Below are 14,496 nucleotides of genomic sequence, written 5' to 3' on the forward strand. Positions count from 1 at the left end.
TAAACAAAAAGGGAAGCTTAGCTTCCCCCTATACCTGGAGCGGGAGACGAGTCTCGAACTCGCGACCTCAACCTTGGCAAGGTTGCGCTCTACCAACTGAGCTACTCCCGCGTATCCTACCTACTGCTTCGCGGCACCTCGACGAATTGCTCCGCACGACATACCGCATCGAAACTGGAGCGGGAGACGAGTCTCGAACTCGCGACCTCAACCTTGGCAAGGTTGCGCTCTACCAACTGAGCTACTCCCGCAGTTTGCTGCTTGCTTTTTCTACTACTTCCGACTGACTCGCTAACCTGCGTGCGTCGGAGAAGCGAGATTATGTATAAACCGCTGAAACGTGTCAACACTTTTTGCATCGATCGATCGGCGACGTATCGTGGTCAGCGCTAGGCTCCCACCGGCGGGCACTACGCAGCACCCGCTCGCGGGCCCGTCGATCCGATCCTTAGAACCGCGTCTCGCGCGCGGCGCGCAGAAACGTATCCAAGAGCGGCGTGCAATCGAGCAACTCATCGCCGCCCGCCCGGTGAAATTCGGGGTGCCACTGCACGCCGACGACAAACGGCGCGCGCCGGTAGCGAACCGCCTCGATGAGCCCGTCGCTCGCCGAGACGGCCTCGATGTTCAGATCGCGTCCGAGCGTCCTCACCGCTTGGTGATGGATCGAATTGACGATGGCCTCGCGCCGGCCAGGAAACATACTGGCCAGCGTCGAGCCGTCGGGAAAGCGCACCGAGTGCCGATGCTGATCGTAGAACTCGCTCACGTGGACGCCCGCCGTCGGAACCTCCGTGGCGATGTCCTGATACAGCGTGCCGCCGAACGCGACGTTGATCAGTTGGCACCCCCGGCAAATGCCGAGCACCGGCTTGCCCGATTCGATGAACTCATAAAGCAGCTCCAGTTCGTACATGTCGCGCACGCGATCGCCGGGCCACTCCGGCCGCATGTCGCTCGCCGCATAAGTCTGCGGAGAAACATCCGCGCCGCCTTGCAGCAGCAGACCATCGAGATGCTTCGCGTAGTCGCGCAAGCGAATATTGCTCGGGTGCAGCATGCCTTGATGACCGACGGTCGGAATCATGAACACCATGACATCGCGCGACATCACCCAGTGCGCGACGGACTCCTCGAGGTATTGCAGCGTCTTGCCGCGCAGCCCGCGCGCACCCGGCTCCGGGTGGAAGATTCGCGCCGATACGCCGATGCGCAGCGTCCGCTGCGTAATGCGCTGCCCCGCCCGGTCGAACAATTGCCGCGCCCTGGCCGCGAGGGTCCGGCCCAACACGGACCACGGCGAATCGTTATGCCGCAGGTAGGCGGGCTGCGTCTGCGCGACGGTGCTCGCGGGCGGCGGGCGCGGCGAGTCGAAATCAGGCGGCGCGCCGAAGCCCGGCGGCGGCGCACCGGGCACGGTCTCTCGCGCGATTTGCGCCGCATGCTCCTGGGCTGCCGTCTGCGCCGCGGCCGTGGATTTCGCTTGCGCGGCGTCGGCCTCCAAGCTCGTACCGGGCCGCACCGGCGAGGTGGGCGCCACGGCGGATGCGGAGTCGAGCGCATCCGTCGCGGCCCGCGCGGCGGCGCTCGGCGTATCCGTGGCATTGGACGTCGTGGCCACACCGGTGGCGCCGGGCACCCCGGGCGGCTGCGCGCCGCTCGCCGGGAGCGTTGGCGATCCGGCGGGCGGCGTGACGGCAGTGGGAGAATCCGGGGGTGGGACCGGAGAGGTGGACGCAGTAGAAGACTCTGAGCCGGGGCGATCGGCGTTCGGCGGCGTGGTTTCGCTCATAACGATAGGCAGGCGCGTCGGCGATGAAATTGAATTCATTATCCGCCACTGAACCGGCGGGTCGCAAATCACCTCTTTTTCGCGGCCGGGAGCGCGATCCGCGAAAAAAAAGGGCAGCAGTTACAATCGCCGATAAAGGGTTGCCCGCAACGCCCGGTTCGTTCATCCACCCGCGCTCGCGGTTGCGGCATTGCGTCGCGCCAAGTCCACAGCTTCGATTCGACACCTTATGGCCACCGATTTCGTCCCATTCCCGCCGCTCGCCCGCCTCGCCTCCGATTTGGCGCAAGGGCATACGACGAGCCGCGCGCTAGTCGAAACAGCCCTCGAGCGGATCGCCGATCCAGCCGGGCAAGGCGCCACCGTTTTCCTCGAAGTGGACGCCGAGCACGCGCGGGCCAGCGCCGATGCGTTCGACCGCTTACGTGCAGCGGGCACGGTGCTGTCTCCGCTCGCGGGCATCCCGGTGTCGGTAAAGGACTTGTTCGACGTACAGGGCCAGGTGACGCGCGCCGGTTCGCGCGTGCTGGACGGCGCCCCGCCCGCCGGGGCCGACGCCCCGGCCGTCGCTCGCCTGCGTCGCGCGGGCGCGGTCATCGTCGGACGCACGAACATGACGGAGTTCGCCTATTCGGGGCTCGGTCTCAATCCCCATTACGGCACGCCGCTCTCTCCGTATCGCCGCGGCGAGCCCGGCGAGGCGCGCATCGCGGGCGGGTCGTCCTCGGGCGCGGCGGCGTCCGTCGCGGACGGCATGGCCGCCGTCGCCCTCGGCAGCGACACCGGCGGATCGATCCGCATCCCCGCCGCCCTGTGCGGACTGACCGGCTTCAAGCCGACCGCCAGCCGCGTGCCGAGGCAAGGCGCCGTGCCGCTCTCGACGACGCTCGACTCGTTCGGACCCATCGGCGTATCGGTCTCGTGTTGCGCCCTCGTCGATCGCATTCTCGCCGGGCTGCCGCCGCAGGTGCCTGACGCCCGGCCGCTCGAAGGGCTGCGCCTGGGCGTGCTCAACCATTTCGTCACCGATGGCATGGACCGCGAAGTCGCCGCCGCCGTCGAAACGGCGACGAAGCATTTGGAAGCGGCCGGTGCGATTCTCTCCGACGTGCGCTTCGCGCCGCTCGACGATCCCGCATGGCCCTACCGCTTCGGCATTTCGTCGATGGAAGCCTACGCGTGGCACCGGTCGCTCATCGAAACGCAGGGCGAGCGCTACGACCCGCGCGTGCTCGTCCGGATCAAGAAGAGCGAAGCGGCCCTGGCGGCCGACTACATCGATTTGCTGGCGCAGCGCGCCGCCTTGATCGAGACGGCGCAACGCACGCTCTGGCGGCGTTTCGACGCGATCGTCGCGCCCACGGTGCCGATCGTGCCGCCGCGCGTCGCCGAGTGCGATGCCGACGACACGACCTACGCCGAGATCAACGCGCTCGTGTTGCGCAATCCGAGTCTATTCAACATGCTCGATGCCTGCGCCGTGTCCCTGCCGTGTCACGCGCGCGGCCAGGCACCCGTCGGGCTCATGCTCGCGGCCGCGCCGCACGCGGACGAGGCCCTGCTCGCCACGGCGCTCGCCGTCGAGCGCGTGCTCGAGTCGATCCGATGAAAACCGATACGGCCCGGTTTAACGAACGTTTAAGTGAAAGTACGTACCATTGACCGACTTATCTTTTGGGGCGTGAGCCACTCATGAACGATATTCATTCGCTGCGCCGCGAGCGCCGCCTTCTCGCGCTGCTCGGGTTCGTCTGCCTAGCCCTCGTCGGCGGCGCGCTTTATCTGCAGTTCGTGAAGCACGAGGATCCGTGCCCCCTATGCATCATTCAGCGCTATCTGTTCCTGTTGATCGCGCTGTTCGCTTTCGTCGGCGCGGCGCGCAAGGGATGGCGCGGCATCGCGCTGTTCGAAACGCTGATCGCCGTCTGCGCCGTTGCGGGAATCGCGGGCGCGGCCAAGCATTTGTATATCCAACTGAATCCCGGCTTCAGTTGCGGCTTCGATGCGCTGCAGCCGGTCGTCGACAGTTTGCCGCCGGCCCATTGGCTGCCGAGCGTCTTCAAGGTGGGCGGCCTGTGCGAAACCGTCTATCCGCCCATTCTCGGCATTTTGTTGCCCGGGTGGGCGCTGATCGCCTTCGGGCTCACGTTCGTCGCGGTCGCGACGAGCTTGTGGCGCCGCCGCGACCGGCGGCGGCTGCACGCTATCTGAGCACGCGCGCAAAGCCCCCGCCGCCGCGCGGCAACTTTGCGCTCCCGGGGGAATCGTATTGACGTCATGAGCGGCCGCGAATAGCGCTCATCAGCGCCAAGCGATGTCTTACGCCCGCGTCGGTGCTATCTTCGGGCATACATGGATGGCGATCCACGTGCGCGGGCCCTCTGGCGGGCATTCGCGTAACGCGCGCCTGGTCCCACTTTCGAGGATTCGGCTATGAAGACGCATCCCATCCGCTTTTACCACCGCGGCGCCATCCGCGAAGTCTCGGGCGTTCCCGTCACGCGCACGGTGCTGCAGCACCTGCGCGACGATATGCGCTGCACGGGCACCAAAGAGGGATGCGCCGAAGGCGACTGCGGCGCGTGCACGGTCGTCGTCGGCGAACTCGACGGCAACGGCGAGTTCGCGCTCAAGGCCGTCAACGCCTGCATCCGCTTCCTGCCCACGCTCGACGGATGCGCGCTCTTCACCGTCGAAGACTTGCGTGGGCCCGACGGCGCACTGCACCCGGTTCAGCAAGCGCTCGTGGACTGTCACGGCTCGCAATGCGGCTTTTGCACGCCCGGGTTCGCCATGTCGATGTGGGCGCTTTACGAAAACCACCCCGCCGACGCCGGGCTGCCGACGCGCGAGGAAATCGCCACGGCGCTCTCGGGCAACCTATGCCGCTGCACGGGCTATCGTCCGATCGTTGAAGCCGCCCAGCAGATGCTCGACACCGACCGTTACGCGCGCGTCGCGCTCGATCGGACAGCACTCGTGCAAGCGCTCCGAACGATCCAACCGGAGCCTAACGAAACGTTCGCCTACGCCGGCACGGACGTCCGCGGCAGCGCCTTCGGCGAAAACCGGTTCTGGGCGCCGACTTCGCTCGATGCGTTCGCGCAACTGCGCAGCGAGCATCCGGACGCGCTCGTGCTCGCGGGCAGTACCGATGTCGGGCTGTGGGCCACGAAGCAACTGCGCGATCTCGGGGACTTGCTCTACATCGGCCGCGTAGCCGAACTGCGCGCGATCGAGCGCGACGCCACCACGCTGACGATCGGCTCAGCCGCGACGCTCGAAGACGCCTACGCCGCCCTCGTCGTCGATTACCCGGAACTGGTCGAACTCGGCAAACGATTCGCCTCGCTTCCGGTCCGCAATGCCGGCACGCTCGGCGGCAACGTCGCCAACGGCTCGCCCATCGGCGACTCGATGCCCGCATTGATCGCACTCGACGCGCAAATCGTTTTGCGGCGAGGCCGAGACACTCGCACGATGCCGCTGGACGCCTTCTACCTCGGATATCAGAAAACGGCGCTCGAAGCCGGCGAATTCGTCGCCGCGCTGCGCGTTCCGCGCCCCGCAACAACGCTGCGCTTTAGGACCTACAAAGTCTCGAAGCGTTACGATCAAGACATCTCGGCCGTATGCGCGGCGTTCGCTATCGAGATGGTGGACGGCGCGATCGCAAGCGCCCGCGTCGGGTTCGGCGGCATGGCCGCCACACCCAAGCGGGCATTGCTCGCCGAGGCAGCGCTCGCCGGTGGCCCCTGGGACGAGGCGGCGGCGCGGCGCGCCATGCAAGCGCTCGCGAGCGATTACCAGCCGCTGACGGATTTGCGCGCGTCGAGCCGCTATCGCGCGGCCGTCGCCGCCAATTTGCTCTGGCGCTTCTGGCTCGAAACACGCGATGAAGCCCCGCTCGCGCTGGCACAAGTCGATGCATTCGCCTTCGACGCGGCGCACGCCAAGGAGGCACCGTGAACCAGCCCACCGAAGCGCCCATTGCCCCACCCGTCTCCGCGGCGCATACGGCGAGCCCCGGCGACGCGATCGGCGTGCCGCTACCGCACGAGTCGGCCGAGTTGCACGTGAGCGGCGAAGCGCGCTACACCGACGACTTACCCGAACTGGCGGGCACGCTTTACGTTGCGCTCGGGCTGTCGCGCCACGCCCACGCGCATATCGTCGCGCTCGACCTGACCGCCGTGCGCGAAGCGCCGGGCGTCGTCGCCGTCTTCACCGCGGCCGATATCCCCGGCGAGAACAATTGCGGCCCCGTGGTTCACGACGATCCGATACTGGCGGACGATCTCGTCCAATACCTCGGGCAGCCGGTGTTCGCCGTCGTTGCAACGTCTTACGAACTCGCGCGCCGCGCGGCCGCCCTCGCCAAGCGCGACGACGTCGTGCGCTACGAACCGCTGGAGCCGGTCCTGACGATCGCCGAAGCCAGGGCGCGGCATCACTACGTCCTGCCGCCGCAGCGCTTGACGCGCGGCTCGCCCGCCGCGCGCATCGCGCAAGCGCCGCACCGGCTCGACGGCGAATTCGAAGTCGGCGGCCAAGAACAGTTCTACCTCGAAGGGCAAGTAGCCTACGCCGTTCCGACCGAGCGCAACGGCGTCCACGTCTATAGCTCGACGCAGCACCCAAGCGAAATGCAAGCGGTGGTCGCTCATATGCTCGGTTGGCCCGCGCATAACGTCGTCTGCGAGTGCCGACGGATGGGCGGAGGATTCGGCGGCAAGGAATCGCAGTCGGGCCTGTTCGCATGCGTAGCCGCGCTCGCCTGCACGCGCCTAGGGCGTCCCGTCAAACTACGGGTCGACCGCGATGACGACTTCCTCGTCACGGGCAAACGCCACGATGCGCTCTACCGGTACGAAGCAGGCTACGACGACGACGGCCGGATTCTCGGCTTGCGCGTCGAGATCGCGCTGCGGGCCGGTTATTCGGCCGACTTGTCGGGCGCCGTCGCCACGCGCGCCGTCTGCCATGTCGACAATGCGTACTTCCTTTCGGATGTCGAGATCGTCGCACTCCCGTGCAAGACGAACACGCAGTCGAACACCGCCTTTCGAGGCTTCGGCGGTCCGCAGGGCGCGCTCGTCACCGAAGTCATCCTCGACGGCATTGCCCGCGCGCTCGGCCGCGACCCGCTCGACGTCAGGCTCATCAACTACTACGGAATCGGCGAGCGCGATACGACGCCCTACGGCCAACGCGTCGAAGACAACGTGCTCCCACAGCTCACGGCCCAATTGCTCGATTCGAGCCAATACCGCACGCGGCGCGAAGCGCTCGCCGCCTATAACGCGGCGAGCCCGTTCTTAAAGCGCGGCATCGCATTCTCGCCGGTCAAGTTCGGGATCTCGTTCAACGTCGAATTCTTGAATCAGGCCGGTGCGCTCGTGCACGTCTATCGGGATGGCTCCGTGCTCGTCAATCACGGCGGCACCGAAATGGGTCAGGGAGTCAACACGAAGGTGGCGCAGGTCGTCGCCCACGTGTTCGGCCTGCCGCTCGCGCAAGTACGCGTGAGCGCCACCGACACCTCGAAAGTCGCCAATACGTCCGCGACGGCCGCCTCCACCGGCAGCGATCTGAACGGCAAGGCGGCCGAGGCCGCCGCGCTGACGATCCGCGACCGTCTCGCCGAGTTGGCGGCGCGCACGCTCGGCGGCGAGGCGTCGGGCGTCCGCTTCGAGCAAGGGCTAGTGCATGGGGCGAACGCCTCCATCCCGTTCGGTCAGCTCGTCGCCGCAGCCTATCTCGCGCGCGTGCAACTGTGGTCCGACGGTTTTTACACGACCCCGAAGATCCATTGGGACGCCGCGTCGATGACGGGCCATCCGTTCTACTACTTCGCCTACGGCGCGGCGGTGGCGGAAGTCGTCGTCAATACGCTGACGGGCGAATCCAAGCTCGTGCGCGCCGATCTACTGCACGACGTCGGCCGCTCGATTAACCCGGCGATCGACATCGGCCAGATCGAAGGCGGGTTTATCCAAGGGATGGGCTGGCTCACGACCGAAGCGCTCTGGTGGAACCGCGATGGGCGCTTGATGACGCACGCCCCGTCGACCTACAAGATACCGGCCGTCAGCGATACCCCGGCTGCGTTCGACGTCCGGCTCTTTGCCAACGAAAACGCCGAGCCGACGATTTTCCGCTCGAAGGCCGTCGGCGAACCGCCGCTGCTGCTCGCCTTCTCCGTGTTCCTGGCCATACGCGACGCGATCGCCGCGCAAGCGCCGGGAAGCCGTGGCGCACCGCCGCTCGTCGCGCCCGCGACGCCAGAGGCGATTCTCTTTGCGCTCGAGGAAACCGGCGCCGCGCGCGGCGATGGCACGAACCATGCAGCGCTTGAACGTACCGCATCGACGGCCGCCGGCACAGTCCGCACCGCACCCGCCGGCGATACGGCTTGAACGGAGCACACGCACGCATGCAACCCTGGCTCACCGAATTACAACAATTGCTCACGCACGGCGATGCCGTCGTGCTCGTGACGGTTGCTCGCGTCGAGGGTTCGACGCCGCGCGAGGCGGGCGCGAAGATGATCGTCACGCGCGAAAGCGCGCTCCACACGATCGGCGGCGGCCATCTCGAATGGCGCGCGATCGAAATCGCCCGCGAAGTGCTGCGCGACGGCATGCGTGTGCCGCGTATGCGGCGGCTCGAAAGGCTCTCGCTCGGGCCGAGCCTCGGTCAATGCTGCGGCGGCGCGGTCGTGCTGGCGTTCGAGCGGCTCGACGTCGGCGACCTCGATTGGGTGGCCGCGCTCGGTAAATCGATCCATGCCGGCAAAGCGATGCAACGCAGCGTATCATTCGGCCCCTTGCACGAACCTGTGCGGCTGGCGCCCTTGGATACCGGTATCCAAGCGCCCGAATGTCTGCTGTGGGACGGCGCCGGTTTCGACGAAGGCAACGCGCTGCTCACGGAGACGATCGTCTCGCGCGAGGTCCCCGTCATGCTGTTCGGATCCGGGCACGTCGCCACGGCCTTTGCGCGCGTGCTGACGACGTTGCCGTGCCGCGTGCGCTGGGTGGACGTACGCGATGCCCGCTTTCCGTCGAAACAAGCGCTCACCGAATGGGCCAATGTGACGATCGACGCGCGCGAGACGCCGGAGGATGCGGTCGATGACGCGCCCCCGGGTACCGCGTTCGTCGTCATGACGCATGACCATGCGCGCGATCTCGTCCTCGCCGAGCGTATCTTGCGGCGCGGCGATTTTCTGTTTTTCGGGATGATCGGCTCGCGCACGAAGCGCCGGCAATTCGACGAGCGCCTCGCCGCCTTCGGCATCGAGCCCGCGGCCATCGCCCGGATGGTCTGCCCGATCGGTATCGAAGGCATCGACGACAAAGCCCCCGAGGTCATCGCGCTCTCCGCCGCCGCGCAGTTGCTGCAAGCCATCGAAGCCGCCCGCGCCGCCCCCAACGGCCGTGCCCGATCAACCGTTTTCCTTGCTGCAACCGCTGACCGACCATGACACCGAACTTAGCTAAAAAAATCGCCGGCGCGCCGAAGGCCGAACTGCATATCCATATCGAAGGTTCGCTCGAGCCGGAGGTCATCTTCAACCTCGCCAAACGCAATGGCGTGAAACTTTCGTACGAATCGATCGAAGCGCTGAAGCGGGCTTATGAGTTCACCGATCTGCAGTCGTTTCTCGACATCTATTACGCCGGGGCAAGCGTCCTGCTGACGGAAGAAGATTTTTACACGATGACGGCCGCCTACGTCGAACGCGCGCTCGCCGACAACGTCGTGCATGCCGAAATCTTTTTCGATCCGCAAACGCATATGGAACGCGGCGTCGCGATCAGCACGGCCGTGGCCGGCATCGAACGCGCGTTGGCCGAAGGCGAAGCACGCGGGCTCACGAGCAAGCTCATCCTCTGCTTCCTGCGCCACTTGTCGGAGGCCGACGCGCTCGCCACCTACGAAGCGGCCTTGCCGCTATTCGATACCTATTCGCATCGCCTGATCGGCGTCGGTCTCGACTCGTCCGAGCGAGGTCATCCGCCCTCGAAGTTCGAGCGCGTCTTCGCGAAGGCGCGCGAACGGGGACTCAAGCTCGTCGCACACGCGGGCGAGGAAGGGCCGCCCGCTTATATTCACGAAGCGCTCGACGTGCTCAAGGTCGATCGCGTCGATCACGGCGTGCGCAGTATCGAAGATCCCGCACTCGTGGCCCGGCTCGCCGATTCGCGCGTGGCACTGACGGTGTGTCCGCTCTCGAACATCAAGCTGCGCGTGTTCGACGACATGAAGCAACACACGCTCAAGCAATTGCTCGCGCAAGGGGTGGCCGTCACCGTGAACTCGGACGATCCCGCTTACTTCGGCGGTTACGTCAATGCCAACTATTTCGCCACGGTCGAGGCGCTCGATTTGACGGAGCAAGAGGTCTACACGATTTTGCGCAACGGGTTCGAGGCGTCGTTCGTCTCGCCGATCGAGCGGCAGGCGCTGATCGACAAACTCGATGCCTATTGGAGCCAGCCGGACTCCGCGCCGCATTGACTTTCCGATGCGGACCGCGTTAAACCGGCCGCACCCGCCGCGCCGACCTTCCGTTGCGGATGCAACGAAGGCGCCGCTCGGCCTCGCGCCGCGCAGCCCGCATTTTTTATCGCACTGAGAGACGTACGATCATGAGTCAACACCCACCGCGGACCGCCTACCGCGCCAAACTGCTGACCTTCGCCGGCGACCCCGCCACGAAGGCGGGCGGCGCCTGTTTCGAGGAAGACGGCTTGCTCATCGTCGAAGGCGAGCGCGTGTTGGCCGCCGGCTCGTATGCGTCGCTGCGTTCGCAGTTGACGCCGGACACGGCCGTCGTCGAGCGGCCCGGCAAATTGATTGCCCCCGGCTTCATCGATACGCACGTGCACTATCCGCAAACCGAGATGATCGCCTCGCCGGCGGCGGGGCTGCTGCCGTGGCTAGACACCTATACGTTCCCGACCGAACGCGGCTTCGCCGATCCCGCGCATGCGACGAGCGTAGCCGACTTCTTTCTCGACCAGTTGGTGGCTTGCGGGACGACGACGGCGCTCGTCTACTGCACGGTGCACATGGGCTCGGCCGATGCGCTGTTCCAAGCAAGCGAGGCGCGCAATCTGCGCATGGTCGCAGGCAAGGTGCTCATGGATCGCAATTGTCCCGAGTTCCTGCGCGATACGGCGCAATCGGGCTATGACGACAGCGCCGCGTTGATCGAGCGATGGCACAAACGCGGACGCCAACTGTACGCGCTAACGCCGCGCTTCGCGCCCACCTCGACGCCCGAACAACTCGAAGCGTGCGGCGCCCTCGCCCGCTTGCATCCCGACGTCTTCATCCAAAGCCACGTCTCGGAAAACACCGACGAAGTGAAGTGGGTGGCGGAGCTGTTCCCGGGTCACCGCAGCTATCTCGGCGTCTACGAGCACTACGGCCTGCTGCGCCGGCGCGCCGTATACGGCCATTGCATCTATTTGGACGACCACGATCGCGCGCGCATGGCGGAAACGGGCGCCGTCGCGTCGCACTGCCCTACTTCGAACCTGTTCCTCGGCAGTGGGCTCTTCGATTTCGACAAGGCGGGCGCATCGGGTATGCCGGTCGCGCTCGGCACCGACGTGGGCGGCGGAACGTCGTTCTCGATGCTGCAGACGATGAACGAAGCGCACAAGGTCGCGCGTATGACCGGGCACCACCTCACGGCGGCCCGGATGTTCTGGCTCGCAACCGCGGGCGCCGCGCAAGCGCTCGGGCTCGACGACACGATCGGCACGCTGCGCGCGGGCGCCGAAGCGGACTTCATCGTACTCGATCCCGAGGCCACGCCGCTGCTCGCTCGCCGCACGGCGCTCGCGCAATCGCCCGAGGAATGGCTGTTCGCCTTCGCCATGCTCGGCGACGATCGCGCCGTGCTCGAGACCTATGCGGCGGGCAAGCGCGTGCATCGGCGCGCCTGACCGCCGGACTCGCCGCGGCGCTTCCACCGCGTGCGGGCCATTACGGCTGCATGGTCGTGCACACTTCATGCAGCGCATTGAAACGCCGCACCGGATCCGCGACATACGGATTGGTCTCATCCCATGCGTAACCGGCGAGAATCGAGCTGATCATGCGGCGAATCTTCGGCGTTTGATTCTCGTAGAAAATGATGTCCTGCAACTCGCCCGTATACCAGCGTTCCACGAACACGCGGAACGTATCGATGCCCTTACGCAGCGGCGCATCGTACTCGGCGGCCCAATCCACGCGCTCGCCGTCGAGTTGCTTGAGCAGCGTTTGCGCGGCGAGATGCGCAGAGCGCAGCGCGATCGTCACGCCCGACGAGAACACGGGATCGAGGAATTCGCCGGCGTTGCCCAGCAGTGCGTAACCGGGGCCATGCAATCGTTCGACGTTCGCCGAATAACCGGCGATGCGATTGACGGGCATCAAGAACGGCGCATCGCCGAGCAAGCGCGCAACCGTCGGTTCGGCCCGCATCAATTCGCGCAGTTTCGCCTCGCGCTGCGCCTCGGGCACATCGAGAAAATCGGCGTCGGCCACGCAGCCGATCGACGTACGGCCGCCCGCGAGCGGAATCATCCAGTACCAGACGTCGCGCCGCTCGGGGTGGACGGCCACGCAAATCTTGTCGCGATCGGTCGTGCCGGCCGGTAAGGCATCGCGTACATGTGAAAACAGCGCGGCTCGCGTGGGCATGCGGCTCGGCGTCTCGAGCCCGAGCAGCCGCGGCAAGACGCGGCCGAAGCCGCTTGCATCGAACACGAAGCGCGCGGCGACGCGATAGACGCGCCCCGCTTCGTCCGCTACTTCGAGCACCGGGTTCTCGCCCGTTTGCATCGATCGCACCGTATGGCCGAAGCGCACGTGTACGCCTTGATCGGCCGCGCGCCGGATCAACAGTTGGTCGAACACGGCGCGCTCGACTTGATAGGTCGTGCCCCATCCATCGGAATGCTTGTCGCGGAAGTCGAACGACGAGGTCTTCTCGCCATGCACGAACGACGCCCCGTTCTTGTATTGGAAACCGGCCTCGACGACAGCCTTGAGCATGCCGGCTTCCTCGAGATAAGCCATGCTTTGTGGCAGCAGACTTTCGCCGATCGAAAACCGCGGAAAATGCTGGCGCTCGAGCACCAGCACCGAGCGGCCGGCGCGCGCGAGCAACGCCGACGCAACCGCCCCGGCAGGTCCCGCGCCGATCACAGCTACATCGATATGCTCGACTTCCCCGTACTCTGTATTCATGCTTCTTTCATCCTTTTTATCGCTTACTTCAACGCTAAGCGAACTGTGTCGCCGTTTCCATGCGTGCCTTGCCTGCTTCCGATTACAATGCGCGGCATTACAACGAGAACCATTCTCGGGGAAGCCGACATGTCATCCAATTCATCCACCGCCGCGAGCCATCGCTCGACCTTCGTCCCCGAGACGGCGTTCGGCGTATGGTTCCTGCGCACACACACGTGGGAACACCACGTGTTGCGCGTGGCGATCAACGATCTGAAACGACTCATCGATACGCCGCTGCCCCAGGCTCCCGTCATCGTCGACGCCGGGTGCGGCCAGGGCATTTCGTTCAAACTGCTGGCCCGTGCGTTCAAGCCGAGCCGCATCGTCGGCGTCGATTGTCATGGGCCCTCGCTCGCATTGGCCGGCGAGGCCGCCCAACGCACGCGCGTTTCCGTCGAAGTCATGCAGGGCGATTGCGCCGCACTGCCGCTGCCCGATGCGAGCGCCGATATGGTCTTCTGCCATCAAACGTTCCATCACCTCGTCGAGCAAGAACGCGCGCTCGACTCCTTTTGGCGCGTGTTGAAACCGGGCGGTGTGCTGCTGTTCGCCGAATCGACGGACGCCTACATCAAGTCGTGGGTCATCCGCCTGCTGTTCCGCCATCCCATGCACGTGCAAAAAAGCGCCGACGGCTATCTCGCCATGCTGCGCGAGCGCGGTTTCGCCTTCGAGGAACGCCATATCTCGCTGCCCTATCTCTGGTGGAGCCGAGCGAAGGACTTCGGTCTGCTCGAGCGCCTTGGCCTGCATCATCCGCAGCCCGGCAAACGCCGCGAAACGCTCGTCAACGTCGCCGCCCGCAAACCGCTCTAATCCGGATTCGACTTCGGCCCCGCACCGGGGCGCGAACCGGCACGCAAGGCGCAACCGCGCCGCCGTGCCGGTTTCCCCGCGCTTACTTCTTCTCTTTCAACGTGACGATGTCGCCCTTGAGCGCGACGCCCGCAATCAGGCCACCCGCGCCGCAGACGAACTCCGTCGGGCTTTCCGTCAGTTGATCCTTGTAGTTGCTCTTGATGTTCACCACCGCGTTGCCGCCCATTTCATGCGCGCGCTTTTGCAGGGCGATCACGGCCGACAAGAACACGTGCTGGCATGCGGCCTCGTCGCTGCGGCCAAAGGCGTTCGTCTTCTTGTTCGTCGCCGCTTCGCCCAGCGTCTTGAGCACGGTGGGGTGCGGCTGGCCGGCGAAGTAAAGCTTGATGCCGTCATCGACTTTGCCCTCGCCCGTGCCCGCGTCGAGCGCGCTGGCGATCGAATACGATTCGATCGAATTGCGGGCCATAGCGTGGGTCGCCGCGAACGACAAGGCAACGATCGCGGCCAGCTTCAGGTGACGTTTCATTCTCTTGGTTTCCTGTTTTTCTTGGTTGGATAACTGCAATGTGCCGGGCCGAGCC

Annotated in this window: 11 protein-coding genes and 2 tRNA genes; 8 read left to right on the plus strand and 5 right to left on the minus strand. The window is 65.7% G+C overall.

Features of this window, described 5'->3' with window-relative positions; all coding sequences use genetic code 11:
• Positions 1-35: 35 nt before the first annotated feature.
• The 3 genes from DXT59_RS03990 to DXT59_RS04000 form a co-directional block, all read right to left on the minus strand.
• Positions 36-111 (minus strand) — tRNA-Gly (locus tag DXT59_RS03990).
• A gap of 64 nt (positions 112-175) precedes the next feature.
• Positions 176-251 (minus strand) — tRNA-Gly (locus DXT59_RS03995).
• Between the two features lie 197 nt (positions 252-448).
• Complete coding sequence (locus DXT59_RS04000) at positions 449-1,792, minus strand: type 1 glutamine amidotransferase (RefSeq protein WP_116135635.1); 1,344 nt, start codon at positions 1,790-1,792, stop codon at positions 449-451.
• Between the two features lie 229 nt (positions 1,793-2,021).
• On the opposite strand from DXT59_RS04000, the gene DXT59_RS04005 reads away from it, so the two are divergent.
• From DXT59_RS04005 to guaD, 7 genes are all read left to right on the plus strand, one after another.
• A complete protein-coding gene (locus DXT59_RS04005; RefSeq protein WP_116135636.1) occupies positions 2,022-3,401 on the plus strand; it encodes an amidase in 1,380 nt (459 codons plus the stop codon).
• Between the two features lie 83 nt (positions 3,402-3,484).
• On the plus strand, positions 3,485-4,003 hold the full coding sequence (locus DXT59_RS04010) for a disulfide bond formation protein B (protein ID WP_116135637.1): 519 nt from the start codon (positions 3,485-3,487) through the stop codon (positions 4,001-4,003).
• 222 nt (positions 4,004-4,225) lie between these two features.
• Positions 4,226-5,761 (plus strand): xanthine dehydrogenase small subunit, encoded by a 1,536-nt coding sequence (xdhA, locus tag DXT59_RS04015; RefSeq protein ID WP_116135638.1) that lies wholly within the window; start codon positions 4,226-4,228, stop codon positions 5,759-5,761.
• A 20-nt stretch (positions 5,762-5,781) separates the two neighbouring features.
• Complete coding sequence (xdhB, locus tag DXT59_RS04020) at positions 5,782-8,211, plus strand: xanthine dehydrogenase molybdopterin binding subunit (RefSeq protein ID WP_116135722.1); 2,430 nt, start codon at positions 5,782-5,784, stop codon at positions 8,209-8,211.
• A gap of 17 nt (positions 8,212-8,228) precedes the next feature.
• On the plus strand, positions 8,229-9,281 hold the full coding sequence (gene xdhC / locus DXT59_RS04025) for a xanthine dehydrogenase accessory protein XdhC (RefSeq protein WP_116135639.1): 1,053 nt from the start codon (positions 8,229-8,231) through the stop codon (positions 9,279-9,281).
• Positions 9,278-10,318: an adenosine deaminase gene (locus DXT59_RS04030; protein WP_116135640.1), complete on the plus strand. Its 1,041-nt coding sequence runs from the start codon at positions 9,278-9,280 to the stop codon at positions 10,316-10,318. Before xdhC ends, DXT59_RS04030 begins: the two co-directional genes overlap by 4 nt.
• A gap of 131 nt (positions 10,319-10,449) precedes the next feature.
• A complete protein-coding gene (gene guaD, locus DXT59_RS04035; RefSeq protein ID WP_116135641.1) occupies positions 10,450-11,757 on the plus strand; it encodes a guanine deaminase in 1,308 nt (435 codons plus the stop codon).
• A gap of 40 nt (positions 11,758-11,797) precedes the next feature.
• Here the strand turns inward: guaD and DXT59_RS04040 are convergent, their stop codons facing one another.
• Positions 11,798-13,048 carry an NAD(P)/FAD-dependent oxidoreductase gene (locus DXT59_RS04040; protein WP_116135642.1) on the minus strand — a complete coding sequence of 417 codons (1,251 nt, stop codon included), beginning with the start codon at positions 13,046-13,048 and terminating at the stop codon, positions 11,798-11,800.
• Between the two features lie 129 nt (positions 13,049-13,177).
• Here DXT59_RS04040 and DXT59_RS04045 point away from each other — a divergent pair, with 129 nt between their 5' ends.
• Positions 13,178-13,909 (plus strand): class I SAM-dependent methyltransferase, encoded by a 732-nt coding sequence (locus DXT59_RS04045; protein WP_116135643.1) that lies wholly within the window; start codon positions 13,178-13,180, stop codon positions 13,907-13,909.
• Between the two features lie 82 nt (positions 13,910-13,991).
• Here the strand turns inward: DXT59_RS04045 and DXT59_RS04050 are convergent, their stop codons facing one another.
• Positions 13,992-14,441, minus strand: coding sequence for an excinuclease ABC subunit A (locus DXT59_RS04050; protein ID WP_116135644.1), 450 nt, complete (start codon positions 14,439-14,441; stop codon positions 13,992-13,994).
• Positions 14,442-14,496 lie beyond the last annotated feature (55 nt).

Origin of the sequence: Trinickia diaoshuihuensis, assembly GCF_003390925.1 — a bacterium.
In the GTDB taxonomy this organism is placed as follows: Bacteria; Pseudomonadota; Gammaproteobacteria; order Burkholderiales; family Burkholderiaceae; genus Trinickia; species Trinickia diaoshuihuensis.

Excerpts from the sequence above, each read along its gene's own strand:
- DXT59_RS04005 (WP_116135636.1), top strand. The coding sequence starts at position 2,022 with ATGGCCACCGATTTCGTCCCATTCCCGCCGCTCGCCCGCCTCGCCTCC.
- xdhA (WP_116135638.1), top strand. The coding sequence starts at position 4,226 with ATGAAGACGCATCCCATCCGCTTTTACCACCGCGGCGCCATCCGCGAA.
- DXT59_RS04030 (WP_116135640.1), top strand. The coding sequence starts at position 9,278 with ATGACACCGAACTTAGCTAAAAAAATCGCCGGCGCGCCGAAGGCCGAA.
- guaD (WP_116135641.1), top strand. The coding sequence starts at position 10,450 with ATGAGTCAACACCCACCGCGGACCGCCTACCGCGCCAAACTGCTGACC.
- DXT59_RS04040 (WP_116135642.1), bottom strand. The coding sequence starts at position 13,048 with ATGAATACAGAGTACGGGGAAGTCGAGCATATCGATGTAGCTGTGATC.
- DXT59_RS04000 (WP_116135635.1), bottom strand. The coding sequence starts at position 1,792 with ATGAGCGAAACCACGCCGCCGAACGCCGATCGCCCCGGCTCAGAGTCT.
- DXT59_RS04050 (WP_116135644.1), bottom strand. The coding sequence starts at position 14,441 with ATGAAACGTCACCTGAAGCTGGCCGCGATCGTTGCCTTGTCGTTCGCG.
- DXT59_RS04010 (WP_116135637.1), top strand. The coding sequence starts at position 3,485 with ATGAACGATATTCATTCGCTGCGCCGCGAGCGCCGCCTTCTCGCGCTG.
- DXT59_RS04045 (WP_116135643.1), top strand. The coding sequence starts at position 13,178 with ATGTCATCCAATTCATCCACCGCCGCGAGCCATCGCTCGACCTTCGTC.
- xdhC (WP_116135639.1), top strand. The coding sequence starts at position 8,229 with ATGCAACCCTGGCTCACCGAATTACAACAATTGCTCACGCACGGCGAT.